Origin of the sequence: Prescottella defluvii (assembly GCF_000738775.1) — a bacterium.
Taxonomy (GTDB): domain Bacteria; phylum Actinomycetota; class Actinomycetes; order Mycobacteriales; family Mycobacteriaceae; genus Prescottella; species Prescottella defluvii.
The window spans coordinates 92,219-110,950 of record NZ_JPOC01000029.1 but is presented as its reverse complement, the minus strand read 5'-3'; the positions used below and the strand labels follow the sequence as shown (position 1 = coordinate 110,950).

General features: G+C 69.5%; 14 protein-coding genes. 12 read left to right on the top strand and 2 right to left on the bottom strand.

The window, feature by feature from the left end:
- Positions 1-38 precede the first annotated feature (38 nt).
- The 9 genes from IJ15_RS0112390 to IJ15_RS0112350 all read left to right on the top strand — a co-directional run bounded on the left by IJ15_RS0112390 (position 39) and on the right by IJ15_RS0112350 (position 9,567).
- A complete protein-coding gene (locus tag IJ15_RS0112390) occupies positions 39-842 on the top strand; it encodes a hypothetical protein (protein WP_081880713.1) in 804 nt (267 codons plus the stop codon).
- Positions 839-2,395 (top strand): DNA polymerase Y family protein, encoded by a 1,557-nt coding sequence (locus tag IJ15_RS0112385; RefSeq protein WP_031938654.1) that lies wholly within the window; start codon positions 839-841, stop codon positions 2,393-2,395. Before IJ15_RS0112390 ends, IJ15_RS0112385 begins: the two co-directional genes overlap by 4 nt.
- A gap of 61 nt (positions 2,396-2,456) precedes the next feature.
- Positions 2,457-4,607, top strand: a complete 2,151-nt coding sequence (locus IJ15_RS0112380) for a heavy metal translocating P-type ATPase (RefSeq protein ID WP_031938653.1) — start codon at positions 2,457-2,459, stop codon at positions 4,605-4,607.
- A gap of 2 nt (positions 4,608-4,609) precedes the next feature.
- Positions 4,610-5,377, top strand: a complete 768-nt coding sequence (locus IJ15_RS0112375) for an alpha/beta fold hydrolase (RefSeq protein ID WP_231569517.1) — start codon at positions 4,610-4,612, stop codon at positions 5,375-5,377.
- Positions 5,378-5,406: 29 nt separating this feature from the next.
- Positions 5,407-5,907 carry a hypothetical protein gene (locus IJ15_RS0112370; protein ID WP_031938651.1) on the top strand — a complete coding sequence of 167 codons (501 nt, stop codon included), beginning with the start codon at positions 5,407-5,409 and terminating at the stop codon, positions 5,905-5,907.
- Position 5,908: 1 nt separating this feature from the next.
- Positions 5,909-6,487 carry a YdeI/OmpD-associated family protein gene (locus tag IJ15_RS0112365; RefSeq protein ID WP_031938650.1) on the top strand — a complete coding sequence of 193 codons (579 nt, stop codon included), beginning with the start codon at positions 5,909-5,911 and terminating at the stop codon, positions 6,485-6,487.
- Complete coding sequence (locus tag IJ15_RS0112360; RefSeq protein ID WP_031938649.1) at positions 6,484-7,476, top strand: hypothetical protein; 993 nt, start codon at positions 6,484-6,486, stop codon at positions 7,474-7,476. The genes IJ15_RS0112365 and IJ15_RS0112360 overlap by 4 nt, the downstream gene beginning before the upstream one ends.
- An 80-nt stretch (positions 7,477-7,556) precedes the next feature.
- The gene (locus tag IJ15_RS0112355; protein WP_031938648.1) at positions 7,557-8,621 is read left to right on the top strand and encodes an NAD(P)H-dependent flavin oxidoreductase; all 1,065 of its coding nucleotides are present in this window, start codon (positions 7,557-7,559) and stop codon (positions 8,619-8,621) included.
- Between the two features lie 55 nt (positions 8,622-8,676).
- The gene (locus tag IJ15_RS0112350; RefSeq protein ID WP_031938647.1) at positions 8,677-9,567 is read left to right on the top strand and encodes a sucrase ferredoxin; all 891 of its coding nucleotides are present in this window, start codon (positions 8,677-8,679) and stop codon (positions 9,565-9,567) included.
- A gap of 10 nt (positions 9,568-9,577) precedes the next feature.
- On the opposite strand, the gene IJ15_RS0112345 is transcribed toward IJ15_RS0112350, so the two are convergent.
- A complete protein-coding gene (locus IJ15_RS0112345) occupies positions 9,578-11,059 on the bottom strand; it encodes a flavin-containing monooxygenase (RefSeq protein WP_051918807.1) in 1,482 nt (493 codons plus the stop codon).
- Between the two features lie 139 nt (positions 11,060-11,198).
- Complete coding sequence (locus IJ15_RS0112340; RefSeq protein ID WP_031938645.1) at positions 11,199-13,199, bottom strand: SDR family oxidoreductase; 2,001 nt, start codon at positions 13,197-13,199, stop codon at positions 11,199-11,201.
- A gap of 272 nt (positions 13,200-13,471) precedes the next feature.
- Here IJ15_RS0112340 and IJ15_RS0112330 point away from each other — a divergent pair, with 272 nt between their 5' ends.
- The 3 genes from IJ15_RS0112330 to IJ15_RS0112320 all read left to right on the top strand — a co-directional run bounded on the left by IJ15_RS0112330 (position 13,472) and on the right by IJ15_RS0112320 (position 18,702).
- Positions 13,472-14,692: a globin domain-containing protein gene (locus tag IJ15_RS0112330; RefSeq protein ID WP_231569516.1), complete on the top strand. Its 1,221-nt coding sequence runs from the start codon at positions 13,472-13,474 to the stop codon at positions 14,690-14,692.
- 7 nt (positions 14,693-14,699) lie between these two features.
- On the top strand, positions 14,700-15,302 hold the full coding sequence (locus IJ15_RS0112325) for a GDSL-type esterase/lipase family protein (RefSeq protein WP_031938643.1): 603 nt from the start codon (positions 14,700-14,702) through the stop codon (positions 15,300-15,302).
- 121 nt (positions 15,303-15,423) lie between these two features.
- On the top strand, positions 15,424-18,702 hold the full coding sequence (locus tag IJ15_RS0112320) for an error-prone DNA polymerase (protein ID WP_031938642.1): 3,279 nt from the start codon (positions 15,424-15,426) through the stop codon (positions 18,700-18,702).
- Positions 18,703-18,732 lie beyond the last annotated feature (30 nt).

The window sequence follows — 18,732 nt, the reverse complement described above, 5'->3', positions numbered from 1 at the left end:
CATCGGAAGAGCCAGAAGTGTGCCCCCGGGGAGCAGATATGACCGAGCCGGCCCAGTCGCCCGCGCCCTCACCAGCCGTGTCCACCGAGTTATCGGGGTCATCCGAGTTATCTGGGTTATCCGGGTTATCCGGGTTGACGCGTCAGCAGCGTCTGGAATACCTGCGCCGCCGGATCGCGGCGGTGCCGGCGAGGGGCGAATCGAGTGCCGTCGACGTGACCGAACGGGTGCCGGTGCTGCCGGTGCCCGGGCCGCTGGCCGCGCTCCTGCCGCAGGGCGGACTGGTCCGCGGTTCCGTGGTCGCGGTGTCCGGTGCGTCGTCGCTGCTGCTGGGGTTGTTGGCGTCGGTGACGGCGGCGGGTGGGCACGTCGCGGTGATCGGTCGTCCGCAACTCGGATTGCTCGCCGCCACCGAGATGGGCGCTCAACTGCGGCGGATGGCGTTCGTGCCGGATCCGGGGCCGGATCCGGTGGAGGTGGCGGCGGTCCTGCTCGACGGCATGGATCTGGTGGTGCTGGGTCTGGGCGGAATGTCGGTGCCGCCGTCGCGGGCCCGGGCCGTGGTGGCGCGGGCCCGCAGCAAACAGGCCACGCTGGTGGTCGTCGACGGGCACTGGGACGGTGCCGAGGTCCGTTTGGAGGCGCGGGTGCGCGGCTACGAGGGGGTGGGGCGTGGAGCGGACGCCGGGCGTGGCCGGTTGTGCTCGGTTCGGTTGACGGTGCGGGCGCAGGGGCGGGCGTTCCGGCCGCGGACCACGCGCCTGGACGTGCGTTCGATGCAGGGGCGCGTGGAATGGGTGCCGGAGGCGGTCGCGTTCACGCCGGAGGCGATCGCCCGATGAGTACGCGGGTGCTGGCGGTGTGGTGTCCGGACTGGCCCGCGGTGGCCGCGGCCGCGGCGGCGGACCTGCCGGTCGTGCGGCCGGTGGCGGTGCTGTCGGCCAATCGGGTGATCGCATGTTCGGCGCCGGCCCGGGCGGACGGGGTGCGCCGAGGGTTGCGGCGTCGGGAGGCGCAGGCACGCTGTCCGGAACTTCATGTGGCGCAGTCCGATCCGGAGCGTGATGCGCGACTGTTCGAGTCCGTCGCCGCCGCCGTGGACGAGGTCGTGCCTGGAGTGGAGGTGTTGCGCCCCGGTCTGCTGGTGCTGGCGGCGCGCGGTGCGATCCGGTACTTCGGTTCGGAGGAGTCCGCGGCCGAACGTTTGGTGGACGCGGTGGCGGCGGCCGGTGCGGAATGCCAGATCGGTATCGCCGACGAACTGTCCACCGCGGTGATCGCGGCCCGCCGTGCCGCGTTGGTGCCGGTCGGGGAGGGCGCCCGGTTCCTGGCCCCGCTCCCGATCGCCGAGATCGCGGCCGAGCCCAGCCTCGCGGCCACGGACCGTGCGGACCTGGTCGATCTGCTGCGTCGGCTCGGGCTGCGCACTGTCGGGTCCTTCGCGGCGTTGTCCGCGGTCGACGTGGCGTCACGCTTCGGCTCCGATGCCGTCCGGGCGCACCGGACGGCTCGGGGGGAACCGGAACGGCCGCCGTCGGCGCGGACGCTGCCCCCGGACCTGGAGGTGGAGCGGCAGTGCGATCCGCCCATCGACCGGGTCGACGCCGCGGCCTTCGCGGGCCGGGCCATGGCCGAGCGCCTGCACGCGAAACTGTCGGGCGCCGCGGTCGCGTGTACACGACTGCAGGTGTCGGCGACCACCGGAAACGGGGAGCACCTGACCCGGACGTGGCGGTGCGCCGAACCGTTGACGCCGGAGGGCACCGCGGACCGGGTGCGCTGGCAGCTGGACGGCTGGCTCACCGGCCGCAGTGAGTCCCGGCCCACCGCCGGGATCGCGGTCCTGCGCCTCGAACCGGTGGAGGTGGTGGCGGCCGGGGCTCTGCAGCTGGGGCTCTGGGGTGGTGTCGGGGAGGAGGACGAACGGGCCCGCCGGGCCCTGGTCCGGGTGCAGGGTCTGCTCGGCGGCGAGTCGGTGCAGGTGGGGGTGCTCAGTGGCGGTCGGGGGCCGATGGAGCGAATCACGTTGGTGCCGTTGGGAGACGAGCTGGTGCCGGAGTGCGACCCCGCTGCACCGTGGCCGGGGCGGCTGCCCCAACCGGCGCCGGCGACGGTGCTGCCGAGTCTCCCGGCGGTGTCGCTCGAGGACCGCTCGGGTGCGGCCGTGCAGGTCACCGAGCGGGGGGAGTTCGGTGCCGTCCCGGCCCGGCTGCGGTGGGGGAGCCGGGACTGGGAAGTGCAGGGGCGGGCGGGGCCGTGGCCGGTGGACGAGCGGTGGTGGGATGCCTCGGCGGCGCGGGCGGCCTCCCGTGCGCAGGTGCTGCTCGCCGAGTCGCGGGCGTTGCTTCTGATCTGGGAGGGCGGGAGGTGGGGTGTGGAGGGCATCTACGAGTAGGCGTACGAGTAGGCGATCCACCCCTTGCTCTATACCCATGGGGGGTATAGCTTCGGTGAGTATGAACCCAAGTGGAGAAGCAGTTCACGGACACCACGTGACGGGTACCTCCGGTCACGAGGGTTCGGAACACGCGAATCATTCCGGTCATCCAGGCCACGGCGACCACTCCGACCACTCCGACCACTCCGGACACGGTGGTCATTCCGGTCACGGCGATCATGTCGCCCAGTTCCGCAGGCTCTTCTGGATCATGTTGATCCTGTCGATCCCCGTGGTGGGCGCGAACATGATGTTCGCCGACCTCGTCGGCTACGACCTCCCGGACAATCCGGCGGTGGAATGGATTTCACCGCTGCTCGGCACGGTCATGTTCGTGTGGGGTGGACGGCCGTTCCTGACCGGCGCGGTCGGCGAACTTCGCTCCCGGCAGCCCGGCATGATGCTGCTGATCGCGCTTGCGATCACCGTCGCGTTCATCTCGTCGTGGGGATCGAGCCTCGGGATTCTCGGGCACGACCTCGACTTCTGGTGGGAGCTGGCGCTCCTCATCGTGATCATGCTGCTCGGGCACTGGATCGAGATGCGGTCGCTGGGGCAGGCGTCGAGCGCGCTCGATTCGCTCGCGGCCCTGCTGCCCGACGAGGCCGAGCGCATCGGGGACGACGGCGCGGTCACCACGGTCCCGACCGCGGATCTCGACGCCGGTGACGTCGTGATGGTGCGCCCCGGGGGCCGCATTCCCGCCGACGGACGAATCGTCGAGGGCGCCGGTGACCTGGACGAATCCATGATCACCGGAGAGTCGCGCACGGTGCGCCGCGAACTGGGCGACGCGGTCGTCGCGGGTACGGTGTCGACGGATTCCGCGCTGCGGATCGAGATCACCGCCGTCGGCGCCGACACCGCGCTCGCCGGCATCCAGCGTCTGGTCACCGAGGCGCAGAACTCGTCGTCGCGAGCCCAGGTGCTCGCCGACCGGGCCGCGGCCATGCTGTTCTGGTTCGCGCTGGGCGCCGCGGTGATCACACTGGCCGTGTGGTCGATCTTCGGCACACCGGACGAGGCGATCACCCGCACCATCACGGTCCTGGTCATCGCGTGTCCGCACGCGCTCGGCCTGGCCATCCCGCTGGTGGTGTCGATCGCGACCGAGCGCGCCGCCCGTGCCGGTGTGCTGATCACCGACCGGCGGGCGCTCGAGGCGATGCGCACCGTCGACACCGTGCTGTTCGACAAGACCGGCACGCTCACCAAGGGCGAACCGGCGCTGGTGGCGGTCAGCGCCGTCGACGGGGACGAGGACACCGTCGTCGCGCTCGCGGCGGCCGTGGAGCGGGACAGTGAGCATCCGCTGGGGCGGGCGATCGTCGCGTCCGCCGAGCATCGCGAGCTGCAGATCCCGCAGGCCACCGAGTTCCAGGCCCGCAACGGCGTCGGCGTCACCGCGACCGTCGGCGGGGCGAGTGTCAGTGTCGGCGGGCCCGGCATGCTCGACAGCCACGGGGCGGCCGCGCTGCCGGAGACGGAGGAGTGGGCGTCGCAGGGGTCGACGGTCCTGCACGTGCTGCGGGACGGCCGGGTGATCGGTGCGGTCGCGCTGGCCGACGAGATCCGGCCCGAGTCCCGGGACGCGATCGAGGCGCTGCACGCCCGCGGGGTCCGTGTCGTGATGCTCACCGGTGACGCGCAGGCGGTCGCGCGGGCCGTCGGCGACGACCTCGGTATCGACGAGGTGATCGCGGGCGTGCTGCCGCAGGACAAGGGCGCGAAGGTCAAGGAGTTGCAGGCCGCGGGCCGCAAGGTCGCGATGGTGGGTGACGGCGTCAACGACGCACCCGCACTCGCACAGGCCGACGTCGGGATCGCGATCGGTGCCGGCACGGACGTCGCGATCGCCTCGGCTGGGGTGGTGCTGGTCAGCGACGACCCCCGAGCGGTGGTGTCGGTGATCGAACTGTCCCGCGCGACGTACCGGAAGATGGTGCAGAACCTGGTGTGGGCCGCCGGCTACAACGTGATCTCGGTACCGCTCGCGGCCGGTGTCCTCGCACCGGTCGGGTTCGTGCTGCCGATGGAGGTGGGTGCGATCCTGATGTCGGCGTCCACCGTCGTCGTCGCGGCCAATGCGCAGTTGCTGAGGCGGCTGAACCTCGAGCCGCAGCGCCTGACCCCCTCGGTTCCGGAACGGGAGCACGACTACGCTCGATGATCGTGGAGATGACCGAGACGACCGTCACCCGGAGCGGTCACACGATCGCCTACCGCGACAGTGGTGACGCCGGACCCGTTGCAGTGCAGCCTGTTCCGGTGATCCTGGTGCACGGGATGGGTGGGGACAGTCGGACGTGGGACCGATTCGCGCGGGCCGTCGCCGGACGCGGGCGTCGGGTGCTGGCAGTGGATCTGCGCGGCCACGGCCGCAGTGCCCACGCCGAGTCGTACCTGTTCGGGGAGTTCGCCGACGACATCCTCGGCCTGTGCGAGGACCTCGGGTTCGGCAGCGTGGACATGGTGGGGCACTCGCTCGGCGGGCACGCCGTCTCGCTGGTGGCGCAGCAGCGTCCGGACCTGGTGCGGCGTCTCGTGCTCGAGGAGGCGCCACTGCCGTTGCGCCCGGGCGACCCGATCCCGAACTTCGGCGGCAGGATGCCGTCGTTGGTGGAACTGTGGCATGCCGCGTCCAGCATGGTGCGCAGTCCGCGTGCGGTGTGGGCGTTCGACCGGTCGATGACGGCGTCGGCGCTCACCCAGTTCCACGAGCCGAATCCGGTGTGGTGGCAGCGGCTTCCGGACATCGAGGCGCGGACGCTGATCCTGCGGGGCGGACCCACCGGCATGGTCGATCCGGTGTTGCTCGAGGCCGCCGTCGCCGCGATCGGGGACTGCGAGGTGGTGTCCTTCACGAGCGGGCACAGCATCCACCGTGATCGGTACCGGGACTTCGAGGCTGCGGTTCTGCCGTTCCTGAACGCGCACTGACGTCGGTCCCGCGTGGCAGTATGCGGGACATGGCCTTCCTGGGTGGGGATCGAAAGCTCGTCGCGTGGTCCGCGGTCTTCGTGGTGTCGCAGGTCAACATCCTGCGAATACTCGGCCCGGTCGGGTCGAAGCTGCTGAGGACGCAGACGGCGCCGTCGGCACGGGTCTACACCGGTGTCCTCGACGGGATGGATGCCGGCGAGATCGTGCGCTACCGCAGCCATTTCTATCCGGACTTCGTGCACCCGGCCATCTATGCGACCGCGCTGCGGGTCGGGGTCCGGCGCCTCGACGAACTGGCACCGCTGTCGCCGACCGCCAGGCGGGTGCTGCTCGCCGCGCCGATCGTGTCGGCGGCCGGGGACTACATCGAGAACGTCGCGGGCCTGTACCTGCTCGATCACCGCGACCGCATCGGCGACGGCGTCATCCGGGCGACCACCGCGGTCAGCACCACCAAGTGGCTGCTCGGACTCGGTACCTTCGCGTACCTGGCGCGGGGCTTCGTCCGGGTGTGGGCGAGGCGCTGACGTGGCCGCCGCGGAGTTACCGGTCGAGTCCTTCGCGGATCAGTCGGCGTTCCGGGAGTGGTTGCGCGGCAACGTCTCCACCTCACCCGGTGTGTGGGTGAAGCTCGCGAAGAAGGGGTCGGCGCACACGACCGTCACGTATGCGGAGGCGGTGGAGGTGGCGCTGTGCTTCGGCTGGATCGACAGCCAGGCCCGCCGACTCGACGACGACTTCCGGTTGCAGCGGTTCACGCCCCGTCGCGCCCGTAGCCCGTGGTCGAAGCGGAACCGCGAGGCCGTCGAGAATCTGACGGAGCGCGGGCTGATGGAAGCAGAAGGGTTCGCCGCGGTGGACGCCGCGAAGTCCGACGGACGGTGGGAACGTGCCTACGCGGGACCGAAGGACGCGCAGGTGCCGCCGGATCTGCTCGCCGCGCTCGCCGCGAACCCCGCGGCGGAGGCGTTCTTCGCGACCCTCGACAGCCGCAACCGCTTCGCGGCGCTCTACCGCATCCAGGACGCCAAGCGTCCCGAAACCCGGGCCCGGCGGATCGCGTCGTTCGTCGAGCAGTTCGGCGAGGGCCGGAAGTTCTACGGGTGAGTCGGGCGCGGAATGTCGCCTTCGGACTGGTGATCGGCGCGCTCACGTGCGGCTTCCTCGCTGCATGCAGCGGCGGCAACGTCTCCTACCGCCCGCCGGTCGCTACGACGTTCGACCGCGCTGATTGCCTGGCTCCCGACATCCAACGTCGCCTGACCGTGCTCGCCGACGACGTCGACATCGGTCCGCCCGCCGAGGGAATCGGCTACCCGCCGGGAGACTTCGCTCCGGTCGCCGTCGTTCGCTGCGAGCGCGGCGAGAACCCGTCGGGCGCGCTGACAATCGACAGTGTCCGGCTCGAGGGCGACGTCGCGGCAGCGTGGGATGCCTTTCGTGAAGAATCCGAGCGGTTCCCCGACGGCACCATGGCCGGCTGTGCATTTCCTGAAACCCCCTCGTCCGGAGTGTGGTTCGTCGACGAAGTGGGCCGCGCGGTGCGACCGGCGTGGCCGGCCCAGCCGTGTGGTGTGAAGCCTGGTCCGCTCACGGCTCTGGCGAAACTGCACGAGGTGGATCGGCAACAGCACGTCACCGCACTGCGGGCAGACGATCCGGGCGTCTGCGACACCAAGTTCGGGGCGTGGCTCGCCACGACGACCGACGAGGACGTGCGGCCGGAAACCGAGTCGGAGCGGCGCGCCCGGATCTCGGAGAGCTTCGCGCTCGTATCCCCGATCGACGACGTCGGACGGCTGCAGGTATGCCGCTACGTGGAGAAGGGTGAGGAGTCGGTTCAGGAGTCGCGGTCACGGCTGACGGCCGAGCAGAGCCGCGACGTCGTCCGCGACTTGGTGGCGGCCCCCGCAGCTCCGGCATGTTCGCTCGTCGCGACCCGCACCGCCGTGATTCCGCTGTACCGCGCCGACAGGTCCGGCGGCGCGGGGATCGAGATCGAGCTCGACGGCTGCACACGGGCATCGTCCTGGGGCCTGGGAGTCGTTGTCGCCCCGGCCTCCGTGCTCGCCGTCGTGGACGGAACACCGCGGTAGTCGCCTTGTCGGGCAGATGGGGTAACCGCCGTGGTATCAATACCAAGCAAGTGCTTGCTTGCTATGAACGAGGGGGCGGAATGCGGACACGGTTGACGGACCTGGTCGGGATCGAACATCCGATCGTGCAGACGGGGATGGGGTGGGTCTCGGGGTCGCGATTGGTCACTGCGACGGCGCGCGCCGGCGGACTGGGCATCATCGCGTCGGCCACGATGACCTACCGAGAACTGGAGACGGCGATCCGTGACGTCAAGGAGCGCACGGACGCTCCGTTCGGGGTGAACCTGCGCGCCGATGCCGAGGACGCGCAGGCCCGCGTGGAGTTGCTCGTCCGGGAGGGAGTGCGCGTGGCCTCGTTCGCGCTCGCGCCACGCAAGGACATGATTGAGCGGTTCAAGGATGCCGGCGTCCTCGTGATTCCGACCGTCGGTGCCGCGCGCCATGCCGAGAAGGTCGCGAGCTGGGGTGCCGATGCGGTGATCGTGCAGGGCGGTGAGGGCGGCGGGCACACCGGCGGCGTGGCGACCACGCTGCTGCTGCCGTCGGTGATCCGTGCCGTCGACATCCCGGTCGTCGCCTCCGGTGGGTTCTTCGACGGTAGCGGGCTCGCGGCGGCGCTGGCCTACGGCGCATCGGGTATCGCGATGGGAACGCGCTTCCTCCTGACCAGTGACAGCACCGTCCCGGACTCGGTGAAGCGTGCGTATCTCGCTCACGGACTCGACGGCACCGTCGTCACCAAGAAGGTCGACGGAGTGCCGCACCGGGTGCTCCGAACAGAACTGGTCGACTCGCTCGAACGCTCGCACGGTGTCCGCACCCTCGCGCACGCGGCAGTCAACACGGTCCGCTTCCGCAAGCTGACCGGCATCGGCTGGCGGGCGCTCGTAGGCGAGGGCCTGACCCTCGTGCGTAACGGAGACCGCACGCTCACACAGTTGATGATGGCCGCCAACAGTCCGATGCTGTTGCGGGCCGGGCTCGTCGAGGGAAACACCGACGCCGGGGTGCTGGCGTCGGGTCAGGTCGTCGGGCTCATCGACGACCTGCCGAGCGTGGCCGAACTCGTCGAACGCATCGTCCACGAGGCCGAGTGCCGGCTCGACGAACTGCGAGCGATGCCCGGCCGACAGGCTTCCTGACCGGCCGTCGGTACACAATGGCGGGGTGAGTGAATCGGTACCGCAGGCCGGCCCCATGACGTGTTCCGTGCTGTCGGCGGATGAACCGCTGCCGGGTACGGCGGCGCAGGTCGCGGGCTGGGTGTGCATCGAGTATCCGGGTGCGTGGGGCCGCGACGTGCTCGACGGGACCGCGCTGGGCGCGGAACTGGCCGGTGAGTTGTCCGGCCGCGCCGACGCGGCCGGGGTGCGCATCATGTTCATCCGTCGCCCGGGACGCAGTGAGACGACGCCCGGTACGCGCACGGTGCTGTTGGCGAATTCGCATCCGGACCACTCGTGGTGTGAGCGACTCGAGATCGGCGATGTCGCCGACCTGCTGGATATCGATCTGATGCAGGTCCGTGGCCGCGCGCCGGGGCTGGGGGAGCGGGTGTCCGAGCCGGTGGTGCTGGTGTGCGCGCACGGCAAACGCGACCAGTGCTGTGCGGTCCTGGGACGTCCGGTGGCGGCGGCGCTCACCGCGGAGTTCGGCGACGCGGTGTGGGAGTGCTCGCACACCGGTGGACACCGGTTCGCGCCGTCGATGATCCTGCTGCCCGGCGGCAACACGTACGGGCGGCTGGGACCGGACGAGAGCGGTCTCGCCGTGCGTGCCGCGCGCAACGACGAGGTCTACCTGCCCGGACTGCGCGGACGCAGCATCTGGGGTCCACGCGGCCAGGTCGCCGAGGTGGCGGTCCGGCGGGACGTGCCCGCCGTCGGTCCGGACGATCTGGTGGTCGACGAACGGGACGCCGACCCGGTGGTGGTGCACCGCGACGGCCGACGGTGGCGAGTCTCACTCGAGCAGCGGGAGCTCGCGGCCCGCCCGGCGAGCTGCGGTGCCGTGGCCAAACCCGTGCGCCCGGTGGTCGCCACGAGCGTGCAGGAACTCCCCGCCGAAGTGCCTGCGGGGAGTTCCTGACGACGTCGGCTCAGCCGGACAGTTCGGTGGAACGTGCGGTCCGAGTCGGGTGCGCCCGCGCGATCCGGGGCCCGATGGGCGTGACGTTCCGCGGCGCGGGTGAAATCTGCTTCCGCGTATTACCCGTGCCGAAATCGTTGTTCAGGAACGACTCTGCCGAATCGTCGAGAATGTTCAGCCACTCGTCGTGCAACGGCGGAGCAATCGTGCCGGTCAGCGTCGACACGTAGCTGCAATTCCGGTAGCCCATGATGTCGGCCTTCTTGTCCTTCTTCCACTGCTTGAAAAGCTCACCCTGCTTTTCCACATGGAATTCCGGATAGTCGGTCCGATCCACGAGGTCGCGAATGTATGCGGCCTGGAAATCGATCTCCTCGACGGCGGTCGACAGCTTTTCCTCGCGGGCCCGCCATTCCTGGATATCGCGTTCCCGGGTCTCGTTGTCGGGCAATTCGATTCGGCCGAGCATGACGTCGCGAGCAAACCAGGCCTGCGCGTCGAACATGTTGAACGTGAAGTACTGGTCCTGCATGCCGAGGAAGAACAGTTGTGAATTCTCCTGCGAGACCACGCCCTTGTACATGCCGGTCGGGTACAGGCGGTTGTTCGTGCGCAACGCGAGCTCGTCGGGCAGGAACGGGAAGTGGTGCTGGTAGCCGGTGCACAGGACGATGGCGTCGACCTCGCGGGTGCTGCCGTCCTGGAAACGTACGGTGTGACCGTCGATCTCGGTCAGCAACGGCACCTCGGAGAAACCCTCGGGCCAGTCGTGGCCCATCGGCGCCGAGCGGTAGCTGAAGGTGACCTCGGCGGCGCCGTACTTGAAGCACTGCGTCCCGATGTCCTCGGCCGAGTAGCTGCTGCCGATCAGCAGCAGTCGTTTACCTGTGAATTCGCGGGCGTCACGGAAGTCGTGGGCGTGCAGTACTCGGCCCGGGAAGTCGTCGAGGCCCTCGAAGTCCGGAACATTCGGTGTGGAGAAATGTCCGGTTCCGACCACGACGTAGTCGAACAGCTCGGTCTCGAGCGAGCCTGACTTGTGGTCGGCGACGGTCACTGCGAACTTTCCGGTGTCGCCCTCGTTCTCCGGTTGGATGTACTCCACCCAGCGGACGGCGGTGTCGAAGCGGATGTACTTGCGCACGTCGCTCTGCTCGACCCGTCCCATGATGTAGTCGTGCACCACGGCACGCGGCGGGTACGACGGAATCGGTCGGCCGAAATGTTCCTCGAAAGAATAGTCGGCGAACTCCAGGCATTCCTTCGGTCCGTTCGACCAGAGGAAGCGGTACATGCTTCCGTGTACTGGTTCGCCGTTTTGGTCGAGCCCCGTGCGCCACGTGTAGTTCCACATGCCGCCCAGATCGCTCTGCTTTTCGTAACAAACAATTTCGGGCATCGACCCAAGACCTGATTTACGTGCCGACTCGAATGCCCTCAACTGTGCGAGGCCGCTCGGACCGGCTCCCAAAATCGCGATCCTTGGCGTCAAAGTCTTCTCCCTATTTTCGTTGGTCCCCTATCCTGCTTAGCACAACGAAAGATGGTTTGGCGAACTCGTGGAGCCGTTCGGAATCGAAATTCTGTGCGAATTCTGGGGCGAGATATAGGGGTTTACCAGCGCATATGCGTCACCAGTGCACGCCGGGAATCAGATGGGTCACTCGACGGCCGATCCGGGCCGCTGCGAGGGCGGCGGCGCCCGGTCGCGGCGCCGTCTGCGGGGCCTCGGGAGCCGTCTCGGGCCGCGGCACGGGGTCCGTCTCGCCGCGGGCGGCCGGCGAGTCCGGGAAGGCGTGATACATCCGAGATAAGGCGCGGTCCTTCATCCGCGGGGCGAAGATGGCACCGAACTCGGCCAGCGTTCCGACCGGGACGTCGATGCGCTTGGGGCGTTCGATCAGGGCGCGGACCACCATCGCCGCGGCCTTCTCCGCGCTCACCGCTCGTCCGGCGTTGTACCGACCGGACGGTGCGATCATCGGGGTTTCCACGAGCGGCATGTGGATGGTGGTGAACGTGATCCCGTCCGACAGCGTCTCCGCCGCGGCCACGTCGGCGAACGCGTCCAGCGCGGCCTTGCTCGCGACATACGCCGCGAAGCGCGGAGTCCGCGCCTGGACGCCCGCGGTGCTGATGTCGACGATGTGACCGAAGCGTCGCTCGCGCATGTGTGGCAGCAGTGCAAGGACCATCCGGACGGCGCCGAAGTAGTTGACGGCCATCGTGCGCTCGAAGTCGTGCAGGCGGTCGGTGGAGCCGTACAGGCCTCGGCGGATGGACCGCCCCGCGTTGTTGACGAGCATGTCCACGTGATCGTGTTCGGTGAGGATCGACTTGACCGTCCGGTCGACGGCTTCGGTGTCGGTGATGTCGCACGGATAGGCGTACGCGGACCCGCCGGCTGCGCGGATCTGTGACACCACGGCGTCCAGTTCGTCGGCACGACGCGCGAGGAGCAGTACGGTCGCGCCTTTCGCGGCGGCGGCGATCGCGGCGGCCCGTCCGATGCCGGACGAGGCGCCGGTGATGACGACGTGACGGTTCACGAGGGGTCCGGCCGGATCGTCCCGGCGGGCGCGGTCGGGGTCGAGGTGCTCGCGCCAGTACGACCACAGCTTCGCCGCGTACGACGGGAACGGTGGGACCGCGATCCCGCTGCCGCGCAGTGCTTCCCGAGACCGGTCCGTGGTGAACCGGGTCGGCAGGGTGAGATGGTCGAGCATCACCGGCGGGACGCCCATGGAACGCAGCGCCAGGTCGCGGGCGGGCCGCAACCGATCCGGCGGGTGCAGCAGCGGTGCGGCCAGTCCGCCGGGCAGGTCGGCCACCGGTGTCGGCGCATGAGCGGCCCGGGCGAGTGCGGCATAGATCTGCCGGACCGGCTGCGACTCGGGGGAGGCGAGGTGGAACGCGTGGCCGTCGAGGCCGGGGCGGAGCATCAGTTCGACGATCGCGGCCGCGACGAAGTCCACCGGAACGATGTTGGTGTAGCCGAGCCTCGGCACCGCGACGGGCAGAGCGGACGGAAGTTTCGCGAGTGTCGCGAGCGCCGGGAAGAAGTAGTACGGGCCGTCGATCTTGTCCATCTCGCCGGTGACCGAACTGCCCACCACCGCCGCCGGTCGGTAGATGCGCCACGGCACCGCTGTGGCCCGCACCAGTTTCTCGGCCTCGAACTTGGTGCGATGGTAGGGCGTCGGGAACCGCTGACCCAGGTCGAAGTCGTCCTCGGTGAAGCGTCCGCGGTGATCGCCGGCCACCGCGATCGACGAGACGTGATGGAGCGTCGCGCCGATCCCGGCGGCCAGTTCGACTACCGCGCGGGTGCCGTCGATGTTGGTCGACGCCTGCTCGTCCCCGGCGGTGAGGTCGTAGATCGCGCCGAGATGCAGCACGTGCTCGGCGTCCGGCGCGGGGGCGTCGAGCCCTAGTCCGGGCTCGGTGAGATCCCCGACCAGTGCGTGGACCCGGTCGCCGCCCGGCCACACGCTCGACATTCGTTCCAGCTTCGCCACCGACCCCGGGCGGACCAGGACGTGGATCTCGGAGTCGGGATCGCACTCGAGCAGTCGTTCGATCGTGTGCTTGCCCAGGAATCCGGTGCCGCCCGTGACGATGTACGTGGCCATACCCGGAACTTACTCCGAAGTAAGGAGGCGTGCCAGGGGCAATTCGGACGGTTCCTGCTTCGGTCCGGACCGGACGACGGCGTCCACCACGTACCGCTGCAGGAACATGTGGTTACGCCGCCGGATCGCAATGACAGACGCCGATGAACGGACGGACTCGCCGGCGCTGAAACCGGGCAAACGACCCGTATCGTGCAAATTGCCTGACGTGCGGGGATCGGTGATGCTGTATCGCGGTAACCGGCCGGTCCCGAAAGGTCTCTGATTTCCCCATGTCTACCGTAGCCGCCCCCGTCGGCATCTCTGCTGCCGAGCCGAATTCGTCTCTGCTGTCGCCGGATTCGCGTCCGATCATCGAGGCGACGTTGCCGGTCGTGGGTGCGCGTCTCGGTGAGATCAGTGAGGTCTTCTACCGTCACCTGTTCGACGGGGTGCCCGCGCTGGAGTCCGACCTGTTCAACAGGTCGAATCAGGAGAACGGTGAGCAGCAGAAGGCTCTGGCCGGTGCGATCGCGGCGTTCGCCACCCTGCTCGTCACCGAGGACGCGCCGCCGGTCGACCTGGTGATGTCGCGGATCGCCGCCAAGCATGCCTCCCTCGGTATCTCGCGCGTGCACTACGACCTGGTGCACCGGGCGCTGTTCCGGGCCATCGCGGACGTGCTCGGTGACGCCGTGACCTCCGAGGTCGCGGCTGCCTGGGACGAGGTGTACTGGCTGATGGCCGACTCGCTGATCGCGCAGGAGTCGGCGCTGTACGGCCGGGCCGAGGTTCCGGCAGGGCACGTGTGGCACGTGCTCACGGTGATCGGCCGTCGCGAGGTCGCGCCGGGCGTGTGGACGTTCACGCTGGCCGGACGTCCCGGTACTCCGATGGGGAAATACGCTGCCGGACAGTATGTTTCGATCGCGATGGTCGTCGGGGACGGCACTCGGCAGATCCGTCAGTACACCGTGATGCTGGGGGACGCGCCGGACACGTGGGAGATCACCGTCGAGGCCGTCCCGGGAGGCCTCGTGTCGAACAAGCTGATCGGCGAGGCCGGGATCGGGTATCCGCTGGTGGTGTCCGTCCCGGCCGGGACGGAGTACCCGATCCGGAACGACAATCCGGTCGTCATCGGCTCGTCCAGCGTCGGGTCCGCGCTCACCGTCGCGATCCTGCAGAAGATGATCGCAGTGCGGGACACCCGCCCGGTCTACGTGGTGCACGTCGACGCGGACGAGGCCTCGTTCGCTCATCGGAGTCGGATCCTCGAACTTCTCGAGGCGTACCCGGGCTATTCGTGGCTGGAAACCTACTACGTGGACGACCCGGAGGAGGCGGTACCGCTCCTGCAGGGTCGCGAATGGGACAGCGGCGCCGAGGTGTACCTGTGCGGATCGCCGCGATTCATGCGCCGGGTCCGCCGGGTCGCCGTGGTCAAAGGTATTGCGCCGGAGAGGATCCACTACGAGGTGTTCGCCCCCGACTCGTGGTTCGGGTTCGACTGACATCATCATGACCGTGGATGATGTGCGGGTGTGTTTCGTCGGCGACTCCTTCGTCGCGGGGGTCGGTGACTCCGAGTGCCTCGGATGGGCGGGCCGACTCGCGGCGGGAACGGCGCGGGAGGTGGCGCTGACGACTTACAACCTCGGGGTGCGCCGGCAGACGTCGAGTGAGATCCGCGACCGCTGGCTGGGAGAGTGCACGCCCCGGCTGCCGTCCGGGTGCGACGGGCGCGTGGTGTTCTCGTTCGGCGTCAACGACACCACCGTCGAGCACGGATCGGTCCGGGTCGGCCCGGATCGATCGGCGGAGAATCTGGCCGCGGTACTGAAGGAATGCGGCAGCGTCGGGTGGCGGACGCTGGTCGTCGGACCGCCGCCGATCGCGGACGTCGGGCAGAACGAGCGGACCGCACGGTTGGACCGGGCCTTCGCCGACGTGTGCCTCGGTGCCGGGGTGCCGTACGTCGGGGTGTTCGCGGAGTTGTCGGATGACGCGGTCTGGACGCGGCAGGTCCACGACTGCGACGGCGCCCACCCCGACAAGGAGGGGTACCGAGCCCTGGCCGACCTGGTGCGCCCGCAGTGGGAGCGGTGGATCGCGGGGCGTTGATCCCGCCGACGAGTCGTGGCATCATCGAACATGAGTTCGAAAGATGCGTCTTCCCCTCCGCGTCTTCCCGTGCACGCAGGCCCATGCTCCGATCCGGGTTCTGCGGGAAGGTGGCAGCTGGATGGGTTGGGGCAATGGTCCGCCGACGTGGGCGGAGATGGAGCGGGTGCTGTCGGGGCGTCCGCGTCGCGAGGCGCAGTTCCCCGGCGACGGCGGCGACAGTCCGGCGTGGTCGCGTAAACGCGGCGAGTATCGCGGTGAGACGTCGCGGCCGGTCGGCGCCACCGTCCCGTATGCGGAACTGCACACTCATTCCGCGTTCAGTTTCCTCGACGGCGCCAGTTCGCCCGAGGAACTCGTGGAGGAGGCGGTGCGCCTCGGCCTCGATGCGATCGCGCTGACCGACCACGACGGAATGTACGGCGTGGTGCGGTTCGCCGAGGCCGCCAAGGAACTGGGCATGCGGACGGTGTTCGGGGCCGAGTTGTCCCTCGACGCCGCTCCGCGCACCGGCACCCCCGATCCCGACGGCACGCACCTGCTGGTGCTGGCCCGCGGTCAGGAGGGGTATCGGCGGCTGTCCCGGCAGATCGCGGCCGCGCACCTCGCCGGCGGGGAGAAGGGCAAACTCCGCTACGACTACGACGCGCTCACCGAGGCGGCCGGTGGGCATTGGCAGATCCTCACCGGTTGCCGCAAGGGGCACGTGCGCAGTGCTCTCGCGGCGGGTGGCCCCGATGCGGCCGAGGCAGCGCTGGCCGACCTCGTCGACCGGTTCGGCGTCGACCGGGTCACCGTCGAACTGACCCATCGCGGTCTGCCCGAGGACGACGAGGTCAACGCGCAACTCGCGGACATCGCGGCGCGCCGGTCGCTCCCCGTGATCGCCTCCACGGCCGCGCACTTCGCGGGCCCGTCCCGGCGCCGGCTCGCGATGGCGATGGCCGCGGTGCGGGCGCGGCAGAGCCTGGACGAGGCCGCGGGCTGGCTCGCGCCCACCGGCGGGGCGCACCTGCGGTCCGGGGCCGAGATGGCACGCCTGTTCGCGCACTGTCCGCAGGCTGTTGCGGGGGCCGCCGAACTGGGGCTCGAGTGCGCGTTCGACCTGCGGCTCATCGCACCGAAACTGCCGCCGTTCGACGTGCCGGACGGGCACACCGAGGCGAGCTGGCTGCGCGAACTGACCATGCGGGGCGCACGCCGGCGCTACGGGCCACCGCCACAGAACCCGGCCGCGTACGCGCAGATCGAACACGAACTCGCGATCATCGAACGCCTCACCTTCCCGGGCTACTTCCTGGTGGTCCACGACATCGTCTCGTTCTGCAAGGACAACGACATCCTCTGTCAGGGAAGGGGATCGGCCGCCAACTCGGCGGTCTGCTACGCGATCGGCATCACCAACGTCGATCCGGTCCGCAACCAGTTGCTGTTCGAGCGGTTCCTCTCACCCGAACGCGACGGCCCGCCCGACATCGACGTCGACATCGAATCCGACCGCCGCGAGGAGGCCATCCAGCACGTCTATGCCAAGTACGGCCGCGAGTACGCCGCGCAGGTCGCCAACGTCATCACCTACCGCGGCAAGTCGTCGGTGCGGGACATGGCGCGGGCGCTCGGGTTCTCGCAGGGGCAGCAGGACGCGTGGAGTAAGCAGGTCAGCCGGTGGAGCGGTGTCGGCGACGAAACGGGGACCGACATCCCGCCTGCCGTGCTGGAGTTGGCCGCGCAGATCGAGGGCTTCCCCCGGCACCTCGGCATCCACTCCGGCGGCATGGTGATCTGCGACCGTCCCATCGCCGACGTGTGCCCGGTCGAGTGGGCGCGCATGGAGAACCGCAGCGTCCTGCAGTGGGACAAGGATGACTGCGCCGCAGTGGGATTGGTGAAGTTCGACCTACTGGGCCTCGGCATGCTGTCGGCGCTGCACTACATGATCGACCTGGTCGCCGAACACGAGGGACTCGAGGTGGACCTGGCGCAACTGGACCTGTCCGAGCAGGCGGTCTACGAGATGCTGCAGCGGGCCGACTCGGTGGGGGTGTTCCAGGTGGAGTCGCGCGCCCAGATGGCGACGCTGCCGCGGCTGAAGCCCCGCAACTTCTACGACCTCGTCGTCGAGGTGGCGCTCATCCGGCCCGGACCGATCCAGGGCGGCTCGGTGCACCCCTACATCCGGCGCCGCAATGGCCGCGAACCCGTCGTCTACGACCACCCCTGCCTGGAGAAGGCGTTGAAGCGCACGCTGGGGGTGCCGCTGTTCCAGGAGCAACTGATGCAGATGGCCGTCGACGTGGCCGGATTCAGTGCCGCCGAGGCCGACCAGTTGCGGCGCGCGATGGGCTCCAAACGCTCGCCGGAGAAGATGGAACGCCTGCGTGGACGGCTCTACGACGGCATGCGGGAGCTGCACGGCATCACCGGCGACGTGGCCGACCGGATCTACGAGAAGCTGTACGCGTTCGCGAATTTCGGTTTCCCCGAAAGCCATTCGCAGAGTTTCGCGTCGCTGGTCTTCTACTCGTCGTGGTTCAAGCTGCACCATCCGGCGGCCTTCTGCGCGGGACTGCTGCGAGCGCAGCCGATGGGGTTCTACTCGCCGCAGTCCCTCGTCGCCGACGCCCGCCGGCACGGGGTGCGGGTGCACGGGGCCGACGTCAACGCGAGCCTCGCGCACGCCACCCTCGAGGCGGGCGGCACCGAGGTCCGGTTGGGGTTGGGGGAGGTACGCGGCATCGGCACCCCGCTCGCGGAACGCATCGTCGCGGCCCGGGAGGAGGACGGGCCGTACCTCTCGATCCTGGACCTGACCGGTCGGATCGAACTGACCACCGCGCAGGTCGAGTCCCTCGCGACCGCCGGTGCCCTCGGCTGCTTCGGCCTGTCCCGGCGGGAGGCGTTGTGGGCGGCCGGCGCCGCGGCGGGGGAGCGCCCGGACCGACTGCCGGGGACCGGGGCGTCCACCCGGGCACCCGCGCTGCCCGGCATGAGCGACCTCGAACTCGCCGCCGCCGACGTCTGGGCCACCGGGGTCTCCCCGGACAGCTACCCGACCGAGTTCCTGCGTCCGCAACTCGACGCACTGGGGGTGCTCCCGGCGTCGCGACTGCTGGACGTGCCGGACGGGGACCGGGTGCTGGTCGGGGGAGCGGTGACGCACCGGCAGCGACCCGCGACCGCGGCCGGGGTGACCTTCGTCAACCTCGAGGACGAGACCGGAATGGTCAACGTCGTGTGCTCGGTTGGACTGTGGGCGAGGTACCGCAGGCTCGCGACCGGCGCCCCGGCGCTGCTGGTGCGTGGGCGGGTGCAGAACGCGGAGGGTGCGGTGACCGTGGTCGCGGATCATCTCCAGCTCATGGACCTGCGGATGTCGAGTAGGTCGCGGGATTTCCGGTGAGCAGACTCACAGCTGAGGCCGTCGTCCTGG